This is a genomic window from Marivirga salinae, assembly GCF_030503855.1.
Lineage (GTDB): Bacteria > Bacteroidota > Bacteroidia > Cytophagales > Cyclobacteriaceae > Marivirga > Marivirga salinarum.
This window is the reverse complement of sequence record NZ_CP129971.1, coordinates 1,239,854-1,259,952: the sequence shown is the minus strand read 5'-3', so window position 1 is coordinate 1,259,952 and position 20,099 is coordinate 1,239,854. Positions and strand designations below refer to the sequence as shown.

Below are 20,099 nucleotides of genomic sequence, written 5' to 3'. Positions count from 1 at the left end.
ATCGAATTCATGGATATGTTCATCAGACTGCTTTAGAATAAATAAAAGCTATTTTATCTGCTCAGCTAAAACCTGAATGCCCTCTTCAAAAGAATGCGGTTTATAACCTAAATTCTGTTTGGCTTTATCTAAAATAAAACCTGTTTTTGGAGGACGTTTGGCAGTTTGCTTAAATTTGGTACTATCCGATTTGGTCATGGTGGTTTGAGGGAGATTGAAGAATTCAGCTGTTTTCACTGCCATTTCATAAGGTGTCAATAAATCATCCCCTGAAATATTATAAATACCTTTGGCTTTCTTTTCAGCTATTAATAAACAACCTTTCGCCAAATCTTCTGCTAATGTGGGAGTTCTCCATTGATCATCTACAACTTGAATATCTTTACCTTCTTCCAAAGATTTCTTGACCCACAAAATAATATTAGATCGGCTCATGTCATGCGCAATGCCATAAACCAAAACAGTTCTAGCTATAGCCCAATCGATTTTGCTTTCTAACATCAATTTCTCTGCCGCTAACTTACTTTCACCATAATAACTTACAGGATTAGCAACTGCTTCCTCTGGATAAGGACCATCCTTTCCATCAAAAATAAAATCTGTGGAAAGCTGTAATAAAAAGGCTTTATATTCCTCTGAAGCTTTAATCAGATGCTCTACTGCAGTTACATTTAAATTCCAGCAATCTTCCTGTTCCGTTTCGCATTGATCTACATTAGTCATTGCAGCAGTATTGATGATGACATCAGGTTTGTATTTCCCAACCACATTCATAACCTCCTGCTGACTTGTAATATCCAGACTTTCAAAAATATATCCAGACTCATTCGGTAGTCAATTCTTAGCTCGAGCTGTGGCAATTAGTTCATGCTTGCCTTGATCAGTAATTAATTTGACTAATTTCTGACCTAATAATCCGTTTGATCCTGTTATTAAAATTTTCACTTTTCTTCTTTAGGGTATTCGTATCCGTATTGTTCGGTAATCTTTTTCTTCGACATTTTTTCAATTTCAGCTGTTAGGAAGATGTCTTTTACTGGTTTATCAGCTCCTGCAGTTCTTACTGTAGCAATCGAATCCACTACATTTAAACCTTCCACTACTCTTCCGAATACTGTATATTCCCCATCTAAATGGGGAGCGCCACCTATAGTTTCATAGTCTTCTATTTGAGCATTGCTGAATTGATATACTTCTACCTCTCCAAATTCCTGTTTAACTAAAGAATCTGCAGTAGTTTCCATGAAATTTTGTAAGCCTTCCATATCTTGGGCTTTTTGCATTTCCATTACTTCATTTCTGATATTAGCATATTTCTTCATTCCTAATAGCTCACGTAATTTCATCTTCTTTTGTTGGTAAACACTTCCTTCGGCCATTTGCAATAAATCTGCTTCCTTAAATTTTTGCCCATGAATAATGTAAAATTGAGAGCCGCTAGATTTCTTTTCAGGATTTACATTGTCCCCTTGACGAGCAGCAGCCAAAGAACCTTTTACATGCCAAAAATCAGGATGGATTTCAGCATCTATTGTGTAATTCACTTTTTCTTCCTCTTCTAGTCCTTTTTTCTGATTCACATCCCCTCCTTGCACCATAAAATTCTCAATTACTCTATGGAAGATGGTGCTGTCATACTTTCCTGACTCCACCAATTCAAGGAAATTCTCTTTATGCTTAGGGGTTTCTTCATAAAGAATGGCAGTCATATCACCATATTTTGTATGAAATACCACTATAGAATCTTTTGAAGTTTGGCATGAAGCCATAATTATCAATAGGGAAAATACTAAAATTAAACTGTTTCTATTTTTCATAATTATTCTGAAAGTTGTTCTCTAATTTCTTTTAAAACTTTGTCACCACCTTTTTTCAAAATTTGGCGAGCTAATAATGTCCCCAATTCTTCTGCTCGGGAGGTTTCATCTGTTAATTTCATAGAAATCCTTTCTTGTCCATCCAAGCTGATAATTCCTGCTTCCATTTCAATTGAGTTGGCGTTTAAGTTTGCCAAGCCAAAAACTGGAATGCTACAACCACCTTGCAAATGGCGCAAATAAGCTCTTTCCGCTCTCAAGCAATATTCCGTATTTCTGTGATTAAGTGCAAAACGCAACATTTGCTTTTTATCATCTGATAAATTTTCATGCACTTCGATAGCAACAGAACCTTGCCCTACTGCAGGAATAAATTCTTCGGTAGAAAGTTCTAATTTGATTTTATCATCATATTCCATTCTATGCACTCCCGCATAAGCAAGCAAAATGGCATCGCATAAACCTTCCTCCATTTTTCTGATTCGTGTTTGCAGATTCCCTCTGATATCTACAGTTTTAATATGCGGATAGAAATGCTTTAAAGTCGCAATTCTACGAGTGGAAGAAGTTCCAATTACAATTGGATTTTCTTTATCATTAATATCAATGGATTCTTTATGCGAAACCAACACATCATTTACCTTTTCCCTTTCAGTAAATGCTATTAATTCAAATCCTTGAGGCAATTCGGATTGCATATCCTTGGCACTGTGAACGGCTATATCAATATTACCTTCGACTAGTTGAGCTTCAATTTCTTCAGTGAAAACTCCTTTACTTCCGATTTTGGAAATAGCCACATCTAAAATCTTGTCTCCTTTGGTCTGAATAACAACAATCTCAGCAATATGTCCAGCTTTCTCAATTCTATCTTTCACATACTCTGCTTGCCATAATGCTAACTTACTGCCTCGAGTGCCAATTCTAATGTTCATCCTATTAAATTTCTATTATTTTTGATGGTATTGATAAGAAAGGTTTTCCTCCGTTACATCCACCACAAATCTACCACTCAATAATTTCCTACCCAATAAAATAGGATTTTTCATGTGACTTCGGTCGGAAAGGGAAAATTCAGTATTGTAAATTTTATTAAAAATTTTTACTTTGGTTTTTATTACATAGCGCTCCTGCACTTGCCCATTAGAACTCTTAATTCTCTTTAACTTAAAATCAGAAGTTTTGAATTTCTTGGCTTTCATTCCCTGACCCAACCGCTTTGCACTAATGGTATAAACCAATAAATCAGTTCCGTCTTTGTCTTTCTCGATATGGATTTTGGAGCAATGAATAGCAGAAGTGTAAGCTCCTGTATCTATTTTAGCCTGAACTTTTACCAATCCCAATTCAGGTAAATCCAATTTATCGATTCTGCCTATGGTTTTTTTGGTCTTCAAATTTAGGATTTCAATTCTGCAATAACAGTTCTACCACCTTTGGTTTTATCTCCTATATTTACTTTCACTTCGGAATTAAGAGGTAAATAAATATCCACACGAGAACCAAATTTTATGAAACCGAATTCACCTCCTTGCTCCACCATATCGCCTTCTTTTACATACCACTTAATTCTTCTTGCCATAGCTCCGGCAATTTGTCTGAAAAGTACTTCAACACCATTACCAGTTTCTACTACTATGGTGGTTCTTTCATTTTCGGTACTGGATTTAGGATGCCATGCAACTAAATATTTCCCTGCATGGTATTTACAGAATTTCACCACACCTGAGATTGGGCTCCGGTTTACATGTACATTTATTGGGGACATGAAAATGGATATTTGCTTTCTTTTTCCTTTAAAATATTCATTCTCCTCAGTGTCTTCAATTACCACTACTTTTCCATCAGCTGGCGCTAATACGTGTTTTTCATCTTTATTAATAATAAATTTTGGGCTTCGAAAAAATTGTAAAATCACAAGGTAAAGCACTATTAAAACAACCAATAGTGCATTATTCACCCAATTTGGTGTGTCTAATGCGTATTCAAATAAAAAGAATACTCCAACGAATATTATCAATGAGAAAAATAATATTTTCCTTCCTTCTTTATGTAAAGTCATAATCTAAATTTAAAAACAATCAAATATAATTACTAATGAATTGATTTCATGAGGTAATTGTTAATAAGTGTGAAAAATCGTTTCAAATCAGTTGAATAATGGGATTTATAAGAAGATAATGATTGAATATGAAGAAAGAATGTTTGTTCAGGGCGTCATCCTCACGAAGGTGGGAATCTTGTCCTATTGAAACGGAGTTTCAATTTCCCTATTCTTACTAACCCAATTAACAAAAGTACTAAATATCATCCGCATCAATTATTTTTTTAACCTTTGGTTAAAATAAATAGATTCCTACCTCCCGACTTTCAGTGCGGGACAGGTTTCGCAGGAATGACGCACGGAAAACAAAGTATGGAATTATATAAAGCGAATAAAAAAAGCGCAGTCTCCTACGCTTTTAATTATATCATAAAATTTATAAATCCAATAAATTAATAACCTCCACGATACTTATAAGTCTGTGCTACTTTATCGATTGCTACTATATAAGCTGCAATTCTCATAGGCACATCATAATCCTGAGAGGTTTTATAAACTACTTCAAAAGCGTCTTTCATAATCCTATCAGAACGTCTATTTACACGCTCGCGAGTCCATTTGTAACCTAAACGGTTTTGCACCCACTCAAAATAAGAAACCGTAACACCACCAGCATTCGCTAAAATATCTGGTGCTACCATTATTCCTTTTTCATTTATAATATTATCCGCTTTTGCTGAAGTAGGGCCATTAGCTCCTTCTACAATTAGCTTAGCTTGGATTTTACTTGCATTTTCATGGGTAATTACATCTTCTTTAGCCGCAGGAATCAAAACATCCACTTCTAAAGTCAATAAATCATTCCCTTCTATTTTTTCAGCTCCTTTAAAACCTTCTAAAGTGCCGTTATTATTATTTCTGTATTCAATAGCTTTCTTAATATCAATTCCATTATCATTAAAATAAGCACCAGAAATATCAGAAATAGATTTGATGGTTGCACCTCTTTCTTCCAATAATAAAGCAGCAAAAGAACCAACATTACCAAATCCTTGAACCGCCATAGTGGCTTTATAAGGATTGATTTTCAGTTTTTCCATCGCAGCCAAAGCAGATACCATCACACCACGACCAGTCGCCTCATTTCTTCCTAAAGAACCTCCCAAAACCAGTGGCTTTCCTGTTACAACAGCATTAACAGTCATACCTTTTGATCTAGAATAAGCATCCATCATCCAAGCCATTTCTCTAGGCCCTGTTCCCATATCAGGAGCAGGAATATCTCTATCTTCTCCAAAAACATCCACCATTGACTCAGTATAAGAACGAGTCAATCTTTCAATTTCTCCAGCAGACATTGCTCTCGGATTACATTTTATACCTCCTTTGGCACCGCCATAAGGAATATCCACGACAGCACATTTCCATGTCATCCAAGCTGCAAGTGCTTTTACCTCATCAATGTTTACTCCCATATCATAGCGTACACCACCTTTGGATGGACCCAAAATAGTAGAGTGAATCACACGATAGCCTTCAAAAACTTGAATAGAGCCATCATCCATCGTGATAGGAAGATTGACTATCACCTGACGAGCGGGTGATTTCAATACATTGTAAATTTCATCGTCTAAACCTAAGTGTTGCGCAGCGATATGAAATCGTGACATCATGGACTCGAAAGGATTTTCTAAGTCTTTAATTGGAGCCGGTTCAATATAACCCATAGTAGTAATTGTTTTTTTTAAAAACTTTGCGGTAAAATTAAGTATTTGTTAAATGATTTTTACTTTTTCGAGTACTAATGTTGAAAAAATCATTCAAAAAGCATCAAAAAAGCAGAAATAAATGGTGCGGATAGCAAAAGTCCATCAAATCTATCCAAAAAGCCGCCATGACCTGGGATTATGGAGCCTGAATCTTTTACTTCAATACTTCTTTTGAAAAGTGATTCAACCAAATCACCATAAGTACCTGCAATGACAATTATTCCAGCAATACACAACCATTGCCAATCTGCAATTTCATTAAAATTTGAAGCCATTATGATGGCAAAAATAAAGGCTAATATGGTTCCACCTAAGGCACCTTCCCAGGTTTTCTTTGGAGAAATTCTTTCAAATAATTTTCTCTTGCCAAATTTCACTCCTGCAAAATAAGCTCCCGTATCACTTGCCCATTGAATGAAAAGTGCTCCGATAATAATCTGAAAACTGTAAGTCCCATTATAAAAAACGGCAATATGTAAAAGTGCAAATGGAACTGCTACATATATTATCCCTAAAAACGTGTAGGCAATATTGGTGAAAGGCTTTTTATCATTCTTTTTATAGAGTTTAACAAAATAAACCGTGGAAGCTATGGGTGCAATTGCGAAATAAACTCGAGGATCAAGATGTTCGGCATGAACCAAAAATGTTATACTGTAAATGGAAAGACCCGTAATGGTGCCCCAAAACTTGAGGGGAAGCATTCCATCTAATCCCACCAGCTTGTAAAATTCCAATTGGGTCATTGCACATAGAATAAAAAAGACTGCAAAATAAGTCCATTCACTATAGACTATTGCAGAAAGCATAATAGCGACTCCTAATAATGCCGCAATAATCCTTTGGGTTAAATTATTGTATTTACTCAAATTTGATATCATCTTCAATTAGTTTTATCGCACGCATTACCTCGTCCACAGTAACTACGATCTCGTAATAGCCCAGTTGATAGGCAGAATCTTTCTTATCTACAATAATCGGTTGCAAATCCTTATCCTGCAAATAATCTTTCACGATTTGTACTTGATAGAGCTTATCCGTTTTATATACAGTCTTCCAATTTTTCATTCCTCCACTGCTCCTTTTATTAAATTCATAAAGTAACGGAAAAAAATGAGACATGCGAATAATCCAATTATGGAAACATAAACTGGGACAGCGGTATCCACTTCAGCTGCGTCAAAATCATCTATATATTTCGGACCAAGATACATAACAATTACTGCCAAACCATTATTTACAAAATGGGCTAAAATTGGATACCAAATATTACCAGAATAAAGATAAATGTAGCCAAATAATGCGCCTAGCAAGATTCTAGGAACAACCCCAAAAAATTGCATGTGGAATGCACCGAAAATAATAGCACTTATCCAGATGGCTAAATGTGCGTTTCTTGTGGCAGTTTGTAATTTATTTTGCAATAGCCCTCTGAATACCAACTCCTCTCCAATTGCAGGAAAAACACCGATTATCACTAAAGCAATCAACATTTCACCAAAGTTATCATAAGAACTGAGCAGTTCTGTTAATTCCATCATTCGGTCTTCCATACCTCTCGCCCATTCGCCAAAACCTTTCATAAATTCAGGAAATTCGATATTCATATTCCATTCGATTATGATGGAATTGAATATCATAAAAGAGAAAGTGGTTAAAACAATCAAAATAGAAGGCTGGACACCTATATTTTTCTTATTAAAAAAAGTTTTCCAACTCATTTTATCCATTGCCTTTATAAAAAACAGGGCGAAAACAGTGAACCCTAGGAAATGACTTATTCCTTGAGCCACATACATGAAAATTTTACTTTTCGGACTAAAAGGCGGTTCTAAAAGTTGTTGACTTTCCATAAAATCAACTCCTGTGACCAATACAGCTATGCCTGTGCCAATTAATTGACTAAAAAGATTCCAGGCCAGAAACAGCAATACCAGGTAAAAAATTGAAGTCCAGGGATTTTTATGCAGAATTTGTGGGTTGTTATGCTTTAAAGAATTCATATAGTGCGTAAATTTACACCAAAATTAAGATTATCAAATTGGTAAAGATAGGAAACATATCATTAGGCGAATTTCCATTGCTTTTGGCACCCATGGAAGATGTAAGCGATCCGCCTTTCAGAGCAGTATGCAAAGAAAATGGCGCAGACTTGATGTACACAGAATTTATTTCTTCTGAAGGATTAATTCGGGATGCCATCAAAAGCAGACAAAAACTGGACATTTTCGATTATGAAAAGCCCATCGGCATTCAAATATTTGGGGGCGATGAGGAAGCAATGGCCATGGCAACCAGTATAGTAAATGTAACACAGCCAGATTTGGTCGACATTAATTTCGGCTGCCCTGTCAAAAAAGTAGTGACCAAAGGAGCAGGTGCTGGAGTTTTGAAAGACATTGATTTAATGGTCAGGCTGACTGAATCTGTTGTAAGATCTACAGACTTGCCTGTTACTGTGAAAACTCGTTTAGGATGGGATGAAAGTTCAAAAAATATAGAGGAAGTAGCTGAAAGGTTGCAAGATGTGGGAATAAAGGCCTTGTCTATTCATGGTAGAACTCGCCAGCAAATGTACAAAGGAGAGGCAGATTGGTCGCTTATTGCAAAGGTTAAAAATAATCCTCGGATCAATATTCCAATTTTTGGAAACGGAGATATCGATTCTCCTCAAAAGGCATTGGAATATAAAAATAGATATGGAGTGGATGGACTCATGATTGGCAGGGCTGCTATTGGCTATCCGTGGATTTTCAATGAAATCAAACACTTTTTCGAAACTGGTGAAACACTTCCTCCTCCTAATTTGGATGACAGAGTAGAGACTGCTAAAAAGCATCTCAAATTTTCAGTAGAATGGAAAGGTGAAAAATTAGGGATATTTGAAATGAGAAGACATTACACCAATTATTTTAGAGGAATCCCACATTTTAAACCTTACAGAACAAGATTAGTGGAGGGGGAGAATTACCAAGCAGTTTTGGATACCTTAGACGAGGTGAATGAAGTATTTTCTGCTCAAATGTTTGAAAATATATGAGCGAAAAAGAATCTGTAAGTCCTGTTTTAGTTTATGGTTTATTAATTTTATTAGCGCTCATTTGGGGGAGTTCCTTTATCCTTATCAAAAAAGGACTTCTTGTTTTTTCCGCTGGAGAGGTTGGAGCACTACGAATATTTTCAGCTGCGCTAGTATTAACCCCTTTATCATTACCCAAACTTAAAGGTTTGAATAAACGCCAATGGAAATGGTTATTTATTTCAGGTATGGTGGGCAGTTTTGCCCCAGCATTCCTATTTGCCTATGCCCAAACGCAGCTAGAAAGCGGGATAACGGGTGTTTTAAATGCCTTAACACCTATTTTTGCCCTTTTGGTGGGGGTTATTTTTTTCAAGGGAAGTTTGAAATTAAGAGATAGCCTAGGAATCGCTTTAGGTTTTGGAGGGACAATAGTTTTGATAGTCGCTGGTTCTGGTGGAGAACTTGGCAATTTTAACTTCTACGCCATATTCGTAATCTTAGCAACGCTTTGTTATGGATTCAATTTAAATATTATTAAAACTCAATTTAGCATTCTTACTCCAAGAATGATTACTAGTATATCTTTAGTTTTAATAGCCCCATTGGCAGGTGGTTATTTATTTGGCTCCAGTGATTTTGTAACTAAAATGCAATATGAAGAAGGTGCTTGGCGAGCTTTACTTTATATCAGCATCTTGGGTGTGGTAGGAACTGCATTCGCTTTAATCCTATTTAACCGATTAGTTAAGCTAACCTCTCCTGTTTTTACCAGTTTTGTAACTTACTTAATTCCAATTGTAGCAATTGCCTGGGGATTATTGGACGGAGAAATATTAGTATTTGGTCACTATGTCGGAATTGTATTAATTATACTGGGAGTTGCCTTTGCAAACCGTCCTAAAAAATAATATTTGGATGATTCTAATATTAATAAAATATTCCATTGATTAAAATTTGCTTAACATTGAGAAAACACTTTAATTATTCAATAAATAGTTTTTGTTTTCAAGGAAAGCATTTATTTTTGCCGCAAAGTAAAACTAACCCACTATTGTTATGAGTGATAATGAGAAAACCCGATATAGTGCCGATGAGCTAAAAGAATTTGAAGAGCTAATCACTAGCAAATTAAATAAAGCAAAAGAAGAACTAAAGTATATCAAATCAACCATTACTCGTTCTGGAGATTCAGGAACAGACGGAACTTCAGGAAATGTGAAAGTTTTGGAAGATGGTGCTGACACCATGGAAAAAGAAAGCATGAATCAGTTGGCAGCTCGTCAACATAAATTCATCGTTAATTTAGAGAATGCTTTAGTAAGAATTAAAAACGGTACTTACGGAGTGTGTTCTGTAACAGGTAAATTAATTTCTAAAGAAAGATTAAGAGCTGTTCCGCATACTACGCAATCTATTGAAGCTAAATTGGCCCAAGATAATTAATGGATTTTCTGCTCAACCATATTGAGGCACTGATTTTCTGTGCAACTTCACCATTAAAGTTGCATGAAATTCAGAAATGCTTGTCCGAGATGTTTGAGGCAGATGTTCCAAAGCAGGATATAGAAGGTGCACTTGAAAAAATCCTCAAAAAATACGAATCAGACGAATATTCTTTTCAAGTAGAGTATATTGGGGGCGGGTATCAATTTATGACAAAGCCTGCCTATCAAGCCAGTATCGGCATTATGCTCAAACAGCAATCCAAAAAAAGATTATCTACTTCGGCTTTGGAAACTCTTTCCATCATTGCTTACAAACAACCTATAACCAAGGGGGAAATGGAGCAAATTAGAGGTGTGAATTGTGATTATACAGTACAAAAGCTTCTGGAAAAAGAATTGGTTGAAATAAAAGGAAAGGCAGATGCCATTGGAAGACCCATTTTATATGGCACAAGCCAAAATTTCATGGAGTATTTCGGCATCAATGATTTGAAAGATTTACCTACCCCAAAAGACTTTTCCCAAGACGAAAATCAAATAGGAAAAGAAAACGAGGATTAGTCAGAATAGAAGCGTAGTTTTGTAGTTGAAATAGTGACAGGCAAATGTCGGTCAGTTCATAAATTTCATTGCTATGCATAATAAGAAGTCTCCAAAAGGTCAAAAACCTCAGAAACCCCATAAATCTCATCAGGTAAAGAAGTTTTCAAATCAACGAAAAGCAGAAACTCCTGATTATGATATTAAAAAACTTAAATCCGCAGAGACTAAAGAAAAGGAACTTAAGGAAGGCATTCGTCTGAATAAATTCATTGCCAATGCAGGAATTTGCTCCAGAAGGGAAGCCGACACACATATAGCTGATGGGAAGGTTAAGGTCAATAATAAAGTCGTTACAGAATTAGGCTTTAAAGTGAAGCCTATGGATGATGTAGCCTTCGAAGGAAAACCCATCAAAAGAGAGAAATTGGTTTATGTATTGCTTAACAAACCAAAGGGTTTTATCACCACTATGGATGATCCTAAAGGCAGGAAAACCGTAATGGATCTAATTTCATCTGCAGGAGATGAACGTATTTATCCTGTTGGCAGATTGGATCGCAACACCACTGGACTTTTGCTTTTTACCAATGACGGAGAATTAGCCAAGAAATTAACCCATCCTAAACATAAGATCAAAAAAATCTACCAAGTTGAATTGGACAAGCCGATTACGGAAGAAGATTTCCTAAAAATCGAAGAAGGTGTAACACTGGAAGATGGGGAAGTAAAAGTAGACAATGTTGCAATCTTAACTCCTGATGCCAAAACCATAGGTATGGAGATCAGAATGGGTCGCAATCGTATTGTCAGAAGAACTTTCGAACATTTGGGCTATGATGTGGTAAAATTAGATCGAACCACCTTTGCAGGTCTCACCAAAAAAGATTTAGCAAGAGGTAAATGGAGATTCTTGAAGGAAAAAGAAGTGATTAATTTGAAGCATTTGAGGTGATAAGGAGATAATATGCTTCTGCTTTTTGGTTCAAGCGGACGCTTGAACCAGCAGCCGTGATGAATCATACTGCAATAGCGCAAGCGGCCGCTTGTGCTTTTATCGTAGAAAAATTAGAGATTAAAAAAAGTAAATCTGTGCGTCTTCCCCCTTTGGGGGCTAGGGGGCTAGGAGACTAATCATCCAACTTTACCCCTGCATTTTCAATTATAACTTTAAAAATACTGCCTTTGCCTAATTCCGAAACGAGAGCGATGCGGGCATTAATTTTATCTAGCGCTTGTTGGACTATGAATAAGCCTAAGCCAGAGCCTTCTGCCTCGCTTGTGGCTCTATAGAACATGTCAAAAACCTTATGCTGACTTTCAGGAGCAATACCAATACCATTATCCTCCACAGAAATATGAACATCCCTATCATATTTCTCGAAACGTATTGCAATAAATTGGTCAGGCTTTTTTGAATCATGATATTTTACAGCATTTGATATTAAATTACCTAACACCACTTTGAGCTGATAATAATCAGTTCTCAAAGTATGATGAATATGTTCGTCATAATCTAGTCGAATACTATCTGCACCCTGATTAAACTTTACATCCGTAATAACATCTTCCACCATTTCCCCCAGTCGGAAAGTCTTAAGTGTTATTTCTGTCTTAATGTTTCGGGAATAATTCAGAATATCGCTGAAAATATGATCTAACTTTTTCACCCTATCTTCCATCATTTTCACATATCGCTGTCCCGATTCATCTTTTATATCATGTTTGGCAATATTAATTAATCCTAATAAGGAGGCTACGGGTGCACGTAAATCATGGGAAGTACTATAAAGAAAACTATCTAATTCCCTGTTGGTCTTTTCCAATGTTGAGCGTTCTTCTTCCAGCATCCAAATAATCATTCCTATCCCAATAAAAGAAAGTAATAAGAAATCAATCACCCCTAGCGCACCATCGATTTCAACAATATAATTCTCATCGAAAATCATATAAACTCCTCCAAGGGCATAATTAAGATTTTCAAAGCCGTAGAGTAAAAAGGCAATCCACAACAATTTTTTTCCTACAGCAGTATCCCTGCGGCCAAGTCTCATGATTTGTATTCCTGCAAAAATGAAAGAACCCCCTACAATTAAAGATTTAATAGTAAAAGGAAGTACCAGAGAATAAATATACCCTCCATCTTCTTCGAATAAATATAATAATGAACTAAAGAGCCCTATTAGAACAACTAATGTGTATTGAATATATTCGTACCTTAAGCTTAGCGTTTTTCTGTAAATAAGATGATATGTACCCTGGAGAAGCCATAATACATGCATTAGGCCAGCAATTTGAAATAGGAAGGTGAATATATTTTGCCAGAATGGACCGATGTCTTGATTCCTTGCACAATAAAGTGTTAACAAAGAAAACAATACATAGGCAGCAAATGCAAGCCAACTAAAAGACCAAAGTTTTAAATGCTTTCTTTGATATAAATTGAAAAAATACCATAAAATAAGCGTCAGCCCTATACCCCAAACAGCTTGACCTGAATAGCTTATAAGTATGCTTTCAAAATATTGGTCGAAATTAGATTGATTAATCAATGTTTAGTTGTTTTATAATCACTAAAGTAATATTTTAAATCAAATTTAGTAAGTAATTGCTTATCTGTATTGATTTTAAATTATCACAAAAATAGTATGTATGCATACTATTTTTAAACTCAACTATTATTTTTAAATTTCAAGTGTAAGCTTTATCAGAAATTAGATGAAAATGGCAGTAAATAAAATTCGCATAAAGAACATAAAAAAAGCCTTGCTTTTGAAGGCAAGGCTTGTGGTGCTGAGTGGATTCGAACCACCGACTCACGGATTTTCAGTCCGATGCTCTACCAACTGAGCTACAGCACCGTGATAGAGTGGTGCAAAAGTAGGTGAAATATTTATCCTGCAAAAGGATTTTAAAAAAAATATAATAAAAATTTTTAAACGTTTAAAGAACAACTATGGAATACATCTCGCAAATTGCTTTCTTACTGGTACTTGCGGTGGCAGGATACTTTTTAGCAAAAAGAATAGGAAGCATTAAAAAAAACATCAATCTCGGAAAAGAGGTAGATAGAAGTGATAATAAAGGGCAAAGATGGAAAAACACTTTGCTTATTGCTTTCGGGCAAAAGAAAATGTTTAAGAAATTTATTCCAGCCATACTTCACCTAATGATTTATGTAGGATTCTTAGTGATCAATCTGGAAGTATTGGAATTTATAATTGATGGAATTGCAGGAACACACAGAATTTTCGCCCCTATTTTAGGTGATGCCTACACTGTAGCCATCAATATTTTTGAATTTTTAGCGGTAGCTGTTCTAGTTTCTTGTGTGGCTTTTCTTTTGAGAAGAAATGTTTTGAACGTGAAAAGGCTCAGAACTTTGAGTGGATGGCCGAAATTAGATGGTAATTTGATTTTGGTTATTGAAATCATTTTAATGTTTGCGATCTTAACCATGAATGCTACAGACCAATTGCTGCAGGGAAAAGACAGTCATTACCTACAAACAGGAAGCTTTTTCTTTAGTAGCTTTTTAACTCCTCTTTTTGAAGGCATGAGTGTAGACGCATTAAGATTCACTGAGCGATTTGCATGGTGGTTTCATATTATTGGTATTTTAGCCTTTGCAGTTTATGTAACCTACTCTAAGCATTTGCACATCTTCATGGCTTTTCCTAATACCTATTTCGCCAGATTAACACCTAACGGCAAAATGAACAATATGGACGAAGTAACTACAGAAGTAAAAAGCATGTTGGGAATGGATGCTGGTGATCCTCCTGCAGAGGTAGCGAGATTAGGAGCAAAAGATGCCACTGATTTAACTTGGGTGAATTTGATGAATTCTTATGCTTGTACGGAGTGTGGAAGATGTACTGCTGAATGTCCTGCTAATATTACAGGAAAAAAACTTTCCCCTCGAAAAATCATGATGGATACGCGTGACAGAATAGATGAAATCGGGAAGAATATTAAAGCTGGAAAAGAAGCCGAAGAAGGGAGTTCTTTATTTAGTGATGATTATATCTCTGCCGAAGAATTGAACGCGTGTACGAGCTGTAATGCTTGCGTAGAAGCTTGCCCTATCAACATCAACCCTTTGGATATTATATTGCAAGGAAGAAGATATATGGCAATGGAGGAAAGCAGCTCACCACAATCTTGGAATGCTATGTTCCAAAACGTAGAAACCAGCTTTGCACCTTGGAAATTTCCTCCAACAGACCGTTTCAAATGGGCAGACAAGTTAAATGAAGAACAAAAATAAATTTTAGGAAACTATAAATTATAAATCAAGATATTATGAGCGATTCAACATATAAAGTCCCAACCATGCAAGAAATGAGTGCCAAAGGAGAATCTCCAGAGGTATTATTTTGGGTGGGCTGTGCAGGTTCTTTCGATGACCGATACAAAGCTGTCACCATTGCATTTACCAAAATCTTAAATAAGGTAGGTATCAACTTTGCCGTTTTAGGACAAGAAGAAAGTTGTACCGGAGATCCCGCAAGAAGAGCAGGAAACGAATTCCTATTTCAAATGCAGGCAATGAGCAATATTCAAGTTTTGGATGGCTACAATGTGAAAAAGATTGTAACTGCTTGCCCTCATTGCTTTAATACTTTGAAAAATGAATATCCTGAATTGGGTGGTAATTATGATGTAGTGCATCACTCTCAATTCTTACAGGGATTAATAAATGAAGGAAAGGTAACTTTAAAAGATGGTGGAGAATTCAAAGGCAAGAAAATCACTTTCCATGATTCTTGTTATTTGGGTAGAGCAAATGGAGTTTATGAGGCGCCTAGAGATGTCATCAAAGCATTAGATGCGGAGTTAGTGGAAATGAAACGTTGTAAAACGAAAGGTTTATGCTGTGGCGCTGGTGGTGCTCAAATGTTCAAAGATGCTGAAAAAGGCAACAAAGAAATTAATATTGAGAGAACTGAAGAGGCTTTAGATACAGGTGCGGAAGTGATTGCTGCTGGCTGTCCTTTCTGCATGACCATGATGGGCGATGGCGTTAAAAACAAAGAAAGAGAACATAATGTGAAGGTTTTAGACCTTGCAGAATTGATTGCTAAGAATGAAGGACTTTAATTAGTTCTCAGTAATAGGTTTTAGGTAATAAGTAATTAGACATCAAGGTTGTTTTGACACTTTGATGTCTTTTCTTTTTTTAAAGCAATATGGCTCAACTTGACAACATGCCAACCTTAAAACTTGTCAACCTTTACTCCATCTCATTAATCCATTGTTTCACCAAAGCCAAGCCTTCTTCATGCACCATTTTTCTACCTAATTCAGGCATCATAATTCCAGGATCAGTAGATTCCATACGGTAGGCGAGAATAGATTCATCTGCATTTCCTTTTACAATATCATATTTCAAGCCACCAGAGCCTTTACCTGCAGCTATTGGAGTTTTGCCCACTCCCCAAGCAGCAGGATTGTCTACTGAGGCCATTAAATGCAAAGCAGAGTTTTTGGCTGGACCTTCTGGACGATGGCAATGTCCACAATTAATTTCTAAATAAGCTCTTGCCCGGTCGGCTAATGGAGCATTTTCATTTTCATAATTCACTAATTTAGGTAAATCTTCTTTGGGTAAATTCGATAGTAATCCATGTGATTGCCAATATTCCAATTGATTCATTTCGCCTTTTTCCGCATAATCATAACCTCCATTTAATTGCCTTGCAGAAGGACCAATAGGCATAATTTTATTGTCTTTCAAATGGCAACTCCTGCATTGGTTCATATTCGGGATACTATAATTAATTTTTTGAGTAGAGCCATCTGCATCTCTCCAACTCACACTTTTAGTAGCTCCAGCAACTTCCAAATAGGCTTCAGTTTGTTCCCCATTCCAGACATAAGGCAAAGCTTTCCAACCTTCTTCTTCATGAATCAATAATCTGGTCTCCAAAATTTTTCTGGCTCCATTTGGCTCAGAAAAATCATTTGGATAATAGAAGTTCTTGATTAAAATACTGCCTACTGGAAATTCCATTACTTCTGTGGGGTGGTAATCAGCACTTTTGCCTTCAGGTAATTGTACAAAGCGAGCTTTATGCGCATAATCAGAGAAAAGAGCAGAATTCAATTTGTAGGGATGGACATTTTCAGATGGAGATAAATCAGCCAGGTCCCCTCTGAAAAAACCATATTCCGAAAGCTTTTCTTTCCCTAGTTCTTTATTGGAATTAAAGACAAATTGAGTGGGAGTGCTTTGTTGGATTTCTTCTTTTTGATTTTCTTTATTGCTGCATGAAACTAGAAAGAAAATGCTGAATAGTATGTATAAAGAGGTTCTCATTTTACTTACAAACAAAGCCCTCCATATTTTCATTCATGTTTTCCAAATCATTAGGCGCATCCAAATTGACAAAGTGCACGTCTTTTTGGTCAATGCATAAAATCTCACTAGGCGTTTTGCCCTCTGCCATAAATCCATCAAAAACTATATCAGGTGGGTTGAAAGGATATGTGAAATTAAATAATTTTCCGAAATCGTGCTGGAAAGTGGCAAACCATTTACTATTGCTAATAGTATTCTGCCTAATTTTTATATCAGAAGGATAAGGATTATAATTTTCATCCAAATCATAATTACTGTTCACTCTTTGGGCTGAGCCGTCTTGTTCTGCATCAGCTTCTGAGGTTTCCTCTTCGCTTATGGCAGCCACTAATTCATAGCTAACAATGGCTAATCCTGCTGAACGATTATCGATGATTTCATTTTCATAAATATCCACATTTCGAGTGGCTAAAATCATTATTCCAGTTCCAGGAGGTACAACACCAACAATATTTCCAGCTGGGGCAAAATTTCGATGATTGTTTTCCCTTACCTCATTATCATATACTTTAATATTTTCTCCATATTGAGTAAGTCCTGGTAAATCAAAAACCAAAATACCACCAGTATTATTGATGGCTTTGTTCCCGTAGATTTCCACAAAATTGGAATTTTCACTTTCGATGCCAGCCACATTTTGATAAGCTTCATTATTTCTGATAATAACAGAATCAGATTGTCCTACATAAATTCCTGCATCTGAAGAGCCAATAGCTATACAATTCTCAATTAACACATTCTTACAAAGCACAGGGTAAAGCGCATAAGCCCCATTTTTCTCACTTACTTTTCCTGTCCATTGAGCTTTTACCCTTCGGAAAGTGATGCCATCCGTATCGGTGACTTTAATATTATCTCCAGCAGCATCTTCTATGGTGAAATCTTCTAACAAGATGTTTTTACAATCTGCTATTTTCAATCCTTCTGCACCTTCTTCCTGATTTTTAAAGGATAATATGGTTTTATCAATACCCGCACCTTTAAAAACAATATTTGATTTTTCATCCAACAACAAACTCTTGGAGAATTTGAAATAGCCTTCTGGAATGTTAATGGTATCGCCATCACTAGCCATTATCAATGCCGTTTGTAAATCTTTTTCAATATTTTGCCAGTTGGCACTGCTTCTGTCTGCCACTTCTGATTCAAAGTTGCAAGCTGTAAATAGCAGGATGGGTAAAAAGTAAAGTAGTCGCTTCATATCAAAAAATTTCCATCAATATACTAAATCTTGCGGATAGCTGGAAAACTTTCTAAATTGTATATAAACTAATAATAAAAAAGATGAAGAAATTATTTTTTAGCATATTATTCATATTCACTATTCATTTATCTCAAGCACAAGTAAAATTAAATCACATTGCAGTATATGTAGAGGATTTGACTGAGAGCCAGTCTTTCTATTCCAACACTATTGGTTTAGAAGAAATTGAGGAACCATTTAAGGATGGATTGCATGTTTGGTACAAATTGGGCAGTTCGCAATTGCATCTGATAGAAGGAGATTGGGAAGAACCTACTATTAATAAAAATAATCATTTATGCTTTAGTATAAAGGATATGAATAGCTTTATTGAAAATTTAAAAGCTGAAAATGTTCCTTTTGAGAATTGGATTGGTGAAAGTGGAAAAATAACAAATAGAGTAGACGGAGTAAAACAAATTTATTTTCAAGATCCTAATGGCTATTGGGTTGAAGTGAATGATGATTACTAAAAGTACCTATAAATGACCTATGTAATGAATATAGATATATATATTGTATTTCCAGCAAATATCTATAATTGCACTTTTTACATATTGTATTTCACTTATCTTAACTTAAAATATTAATGTAATCTATATATACTCATTATAAAATTCTTTATAATATTGTCAACTATCCATCTACATGATTTATATTTCATAATTAAGTATTAAAATAAAATTTTATTTTGCCTATTGATTTTTGTATAAAATTATTACTTTGCGAAGATTTTATAACTAAATATTACACTATGAAAAAATTATTATTAGCGTTAATCGCATTTACAGTTGTGTTTTCTTCATGTAATAATGAAGCCGAAACAGTAACAAAACAGGAAGTAAATGTTGATATGAGTGATTTTTACGTTTTCACAGAAACTTCTGATTTCGTAAATGGAAGAACATCAAATGAAGGAAAAAACTGTTTCTCAATGGCAGTTTTAAATCGAAATTTGGATGAAAACCCTGGTCTTTACCAAAAGATGTATAACATTGAAAAGAACACCAGAAAATTCATTGCCTCTAAAAAGCCTGACGGAGTTGGAAATGGAAATGGTGGAGGAAACAATGGTGGAAGTGATGGTGGAGACGGTGGAGGCACCGACCCAGTTGATGACGGATTAGGTGTTATCGACATACCTGTTTATGTTCATGTGATTTATAGTAACTCACAAGAAAACATCAGTGATGCTCAAGTTAATTCTCAAATTGCAGTTTTAAATGATGATTTTAATGCTACAAATGGAGATGCAAATAGTGTTCCTTCAGAATTTGCTGGTTTAGTAGCTGATTCTGATATTAACTTTACTTTAGCTGGAGTTACTAGAAAGGCATCAAGCAGAACTGAATGGGGTACTAGAGATGAGATGAAATTTGCTTCAAATGGTGGAGTAGATGTTGTAAATCCTGAAGGTGCTCTTAATATTTGGGTTTGTAACATTGGCGGAGGTATCTTAGGATATGCTCAATTCCCTGGTGGAAGTTCATCTACTGACGGTGTTGTAATTGCTCCGCAGTATTTCGGAACAACTGGATATGTTTCTGCTCCTTTCGATCAAGGTAGGACTGGTACGCACGAAGTTGGCCACTACTTAAATTTACGTCATATCTGGGGAGATGGAAGATGTAAGCAAGATGATTTTGTAGCAGATACTCCTTCTTCAGATGGTCCTAATTATGGATGTCCTGCTTACCCAACTGTAAATTGCAGAAGCAACGACATGACCATGAACTACATGGATTATTCTAATGATGCTTGTATGTATATGTTCTCTGAAGGACAAAAAGAAAGAATGAGAGCAATTTTTGCTTCAGGAGGTCCTAGAGACGGAATGTTGCTTTAATTAGTTTAC

Annotated in this window: 20 protein-coding genes, 1 tRNA gene and 1 pseudogene; 9 read left to right on the top strand and 13 right to left on the bottom strand. The window is 35.7% G+C overall.

Annotation, left to right across the window (positions count from 1 at the left end):
* Positions 1–48: 48 nt before the first annotated feature.
* From QYS49_RS05415 to QYS49_RS05375, 9 genes and pseudogenes are all read right to left on the bottom strand, one after another.
* A pseudogene (locus QYS49_RS05415) lies at positions 49–945 on the bottom strand (SDR family oxidoreductase).
* The gene (locus QYS49_RS05410; protein WP_308350693.1) at positions 942–1,817 is read right to left on the bottom strand and encodes a peptidylprolyl isomerase; all 876 of its coding nucleotides are present in this window, start codon (positions 1,815–1,817) and stop codon (positions 942–944) included. Before QYS49_RS05410 ends, QYS49_RS05415 begins: the two are co-directional and overlap by 4 nt.
* A 2-nt stretch (positions 1,818–1,819) precedes the next feature.
* Positions 1,820–2,752 carry a hydroxymethylbilane synthase gene (gene hemC / locus QYS49_RS05405; RefSeq protein ID WP_308350692.1) on the bottom strand — a complete coding sequence of 311 codons (933 nt, stop codon included), beginning with the start codon at positions 2,750–2,752 and terminating at the stop codon, positions 1,820–1,822.
* Between the two features lie 15 nt (positions 2,753–2,767).
* The gene (locus QYS49_RS05400; RefSeq protein WP_308350691.1) at positions 2,768–3,214 is read right to left on the bottom strand and encodes an ATP-dependent zinc protease family protein; all 447 of its coding nucleotides are present in this window, start codon (positions 3,212–3,214) and stop codon (positions 2,768–2,770) included.
* A 2-nt stretch (positions 3,215–3,216) separates the two neighbouring features.
* On the bottom strand, positions 3,217–3,879 hold the full coding sequence (locus QYS49_RS05395; RefSeq protein ID WP_308350690.1) for a phosphatidylserine decarboxylase family protein: 663 nt from the start codon (positions 3,877–3,879) through the stop codon (positions 3,217–3,219).
* A 434-nt stretch (positions 3,880–4,313) separates the two neighbouring features.
* A complete protein-coding gene (locus QYS49_RS05390) occupies positions 4,314–5,588 on the bottom strand; it encodes a Glu/Leu/Phe/Val family dehydrogenase (protein WP_308350689.1) in 1,275 nt (424 codons plus the stop codon).
* Between the two features lie 89 nt (positions 5,589–5,677).
* On the bottom strand, positions 5,678–6,511 hold the full coding sequence (locus tag QYS49_RS05385; RefSeq protein WP_308350688.1) for a phosphatidate cytidylyltransferase: 834 nt from the start codon (positions 6,509–6,511) through the stop codon (positions 5,678–5,680).
* Positions 6,492–6,698: a DUF2007 domain-containing protein gene (locus QYS49_RS05380; protein ID WP_308350687.1), complete on the bottom strand. Its 207-nt coding sequence runs from the start codon at positions 6,696–6,698 to the stop codon at positions 6,492–6,494. Before QYS49_RS05380 ends, QYS49_RS05385 begins: the two co-directional genes overlap by 20 nt.
* The gene (locus QYS49_RS05375) at positions 6,695–7,633 is read right to left on the bottom strand and encodes a CPBP family intramembrane glutamic endopeptidase (protein ID WP_308350686.1); all 939 of its coding nucleotides are present in this window, start codon (positions 7,631–7,633) and stop codon (positions 6,695–6,697) included. The genes QYS49_RS05380 and QYS49_RS05375 overlap by 4 nt, the downstream gene beginning before the upstream one ends.
* Positions 7,634–7,671: 38 nt before the next feature.
* Here QYS49_RS05375 and dusB point away from each other — a divergent pair, with 38 nt between their 5' ends.
* The 5 genes from dusB to QYS49_RS05350 all read left to right on the top strand — a co-directional run bounded on the left by dusB (position 7,672) and on the right by QYS49_RS05350 (position 11,592).
* A complete protein-coding gene (dusB, locus tag QYS49_RS05370) occupies positions 7,672–8,670 on the top strand; it encodes a tRNA dihydrouridine synthase DusB (protein ID WP_308350685.1) in 999 nt (332 codons plus the stop codon).
* Entirely contained in the window at positions 8,667–9,560 is an 894-nt protein-coding gene (locus QYS49_RS05365) for a DMT family transporter (protein WP_308350684.1), read from the top strand. Before dusB ends, QYS49_RS05365 begins: the two co-directional genes overlap by 4 nt.
* A 148-nt stretch (positions 9,561–9,708) precedes the next feature.
* A complete protein-coding gene (locus tag QYS49_RS05360) occupies positions 9,709–10,095 on the top strand; it encodes a TraR/DksA family transcriptional regulator (RefSeq protein WP_308350683.1) in 387 nt (128 codons plus the stop codon).
* Positions 10,095–10,658, top strand: a complete 564-nt coding sequence (scpB, locus tag QYS49_RS05355) for an SMC-Scp complex subunit ScpB (protein WP_308350682.1) — start codon at positions 10,095–10,097, stop codon at positions 10,656–10,658. Before QYS49_RS05360 ends, scpB begins: the two co-directional genes overlap by 1 nt.
* Positions 10,659–10,731: 73 nt before the next feature.
* The gene (locus QYS49_RS05350; RefSeq protein ID WP_308350681.1) at positions 10,732–11,592 is read left to right on the top strand and encodes a pseudouridine synthase; all 861 of its coding nucleotides are present in this window, start codon (positions 10,732–10,734) and stop codon (positions 11,590–11,592) included.
* Positions 11,593–11,767: 175 nt separating this feature from the next.
* Here QYS49_RS05350 and QYS49_RS05345 read toward each other — a convergent pair whose 3' ends face one another.
* On the bottom strand, positions 11,768–13,189 hold the full coding sequence (locus tag QYS49_RS05345) for a sensor histidine kinase (protein ID WP_308350680.1): 1,422 nt from the start codon (positions 13,187–13,189) through the stop codon (positions 11,768–11,770).
* 236 nt (positions 13,190–13,425) lie between these two features.
* Positions 13,426–13,498: transfer RNA gene (locus tag QYS49_RS05340), tRNA-Phe, on the bottom strand.
* Positions 13,499–13,593: 95 nt separating this feature from the next.
* Between QYS49_RS05340 and QYS49_RS05335 the strand changes: the two genes are divergently transcribed.
* On the top strand, positions 13,594–14,907 hold the full coding sequence (locus QYS49_RS05335; protein WP_308350679.1) for a 4Fe-4S dicluster domain-containing protein: 1,314 nt from the start codon (positions 13,594–13,596) through the stop codon (positions 14,905–14,907).
* Positions 14,908–14,942: 35 nt separating this feature from the next.
* Positions 14,943–15,740 carry a (Fe-S)-binding protein gene (locus tag QYS49_RS05330; RefSeq protein ID WP_308350678.1) on the top strand — a complete coding sequence of 266 codons (798 nt, stop codon included), beginning with the start codon at positions 14,943–14,945 and terminating at the stop codon, positions 15,738–15,740.
* Positions 15,741–15,873: 133 nt separating this feature from the next.
* Here the strand turns inward: QYS49_RS05330 and QYS49_RS05325 are convergent, their stop codons facing one another.
* Positions 15,874–16,959 (bottom strand): SO2930 family diheme c-type cytochrome, encoded by a 1,086-nt coding sequence (locus QYS49_RS05325; protein WP_308350677.1) that lies wholly within the window; start codon positions 16,957–16,959, stop codon positions 15,874–15,876.
* Position 16,960: 1 nt separating this feature from the next.
* Positions 16,961–18,202, bottom strand: coding sequence for a parallel beta-helix domain-containing protein (locus QYS49_RS05320; protein WP_308350676.1), 1,242 nt, complete (start codon positions 18,200–18,202; stop codon positions 16,961–16,963).
* An 83-nt stretch (positions 18,203–18,285) separates the two neighbouring features.
* Here QYS49_RS05320 and QYS49_RS05315 point away from each other — a divergent pair, with 83 nt between their 5' ends.
* Both QYS49_RS05315 and QYS49_RS05310 read left to right on the top strand, forming a co-directional pair.
* Positions 18,286–18,717: a VOC family protein gene (locus tag QYS49_RS05315; protein ID WP_308350675.1), complete on the top strand. Its 432-nt coding sequence runs from the start codon at positions 18,286–18,288 to the stop codon at positions 18,715–18,717.
* Positions 18,718–18,998: 281 nt separating this feature from the next.
* Positions 18,999–20,090, top strand: coding sequence for a zinc metalloprotease (locus QYS49_RS05310; protein ID WP_308350674.1), 1,092 nt, complete (start codon positions 18,999–19,001; stop codon positions 20,088–20,090).
* Positions 20,091–20,099 lie beyond the last annotated feature (9 nt).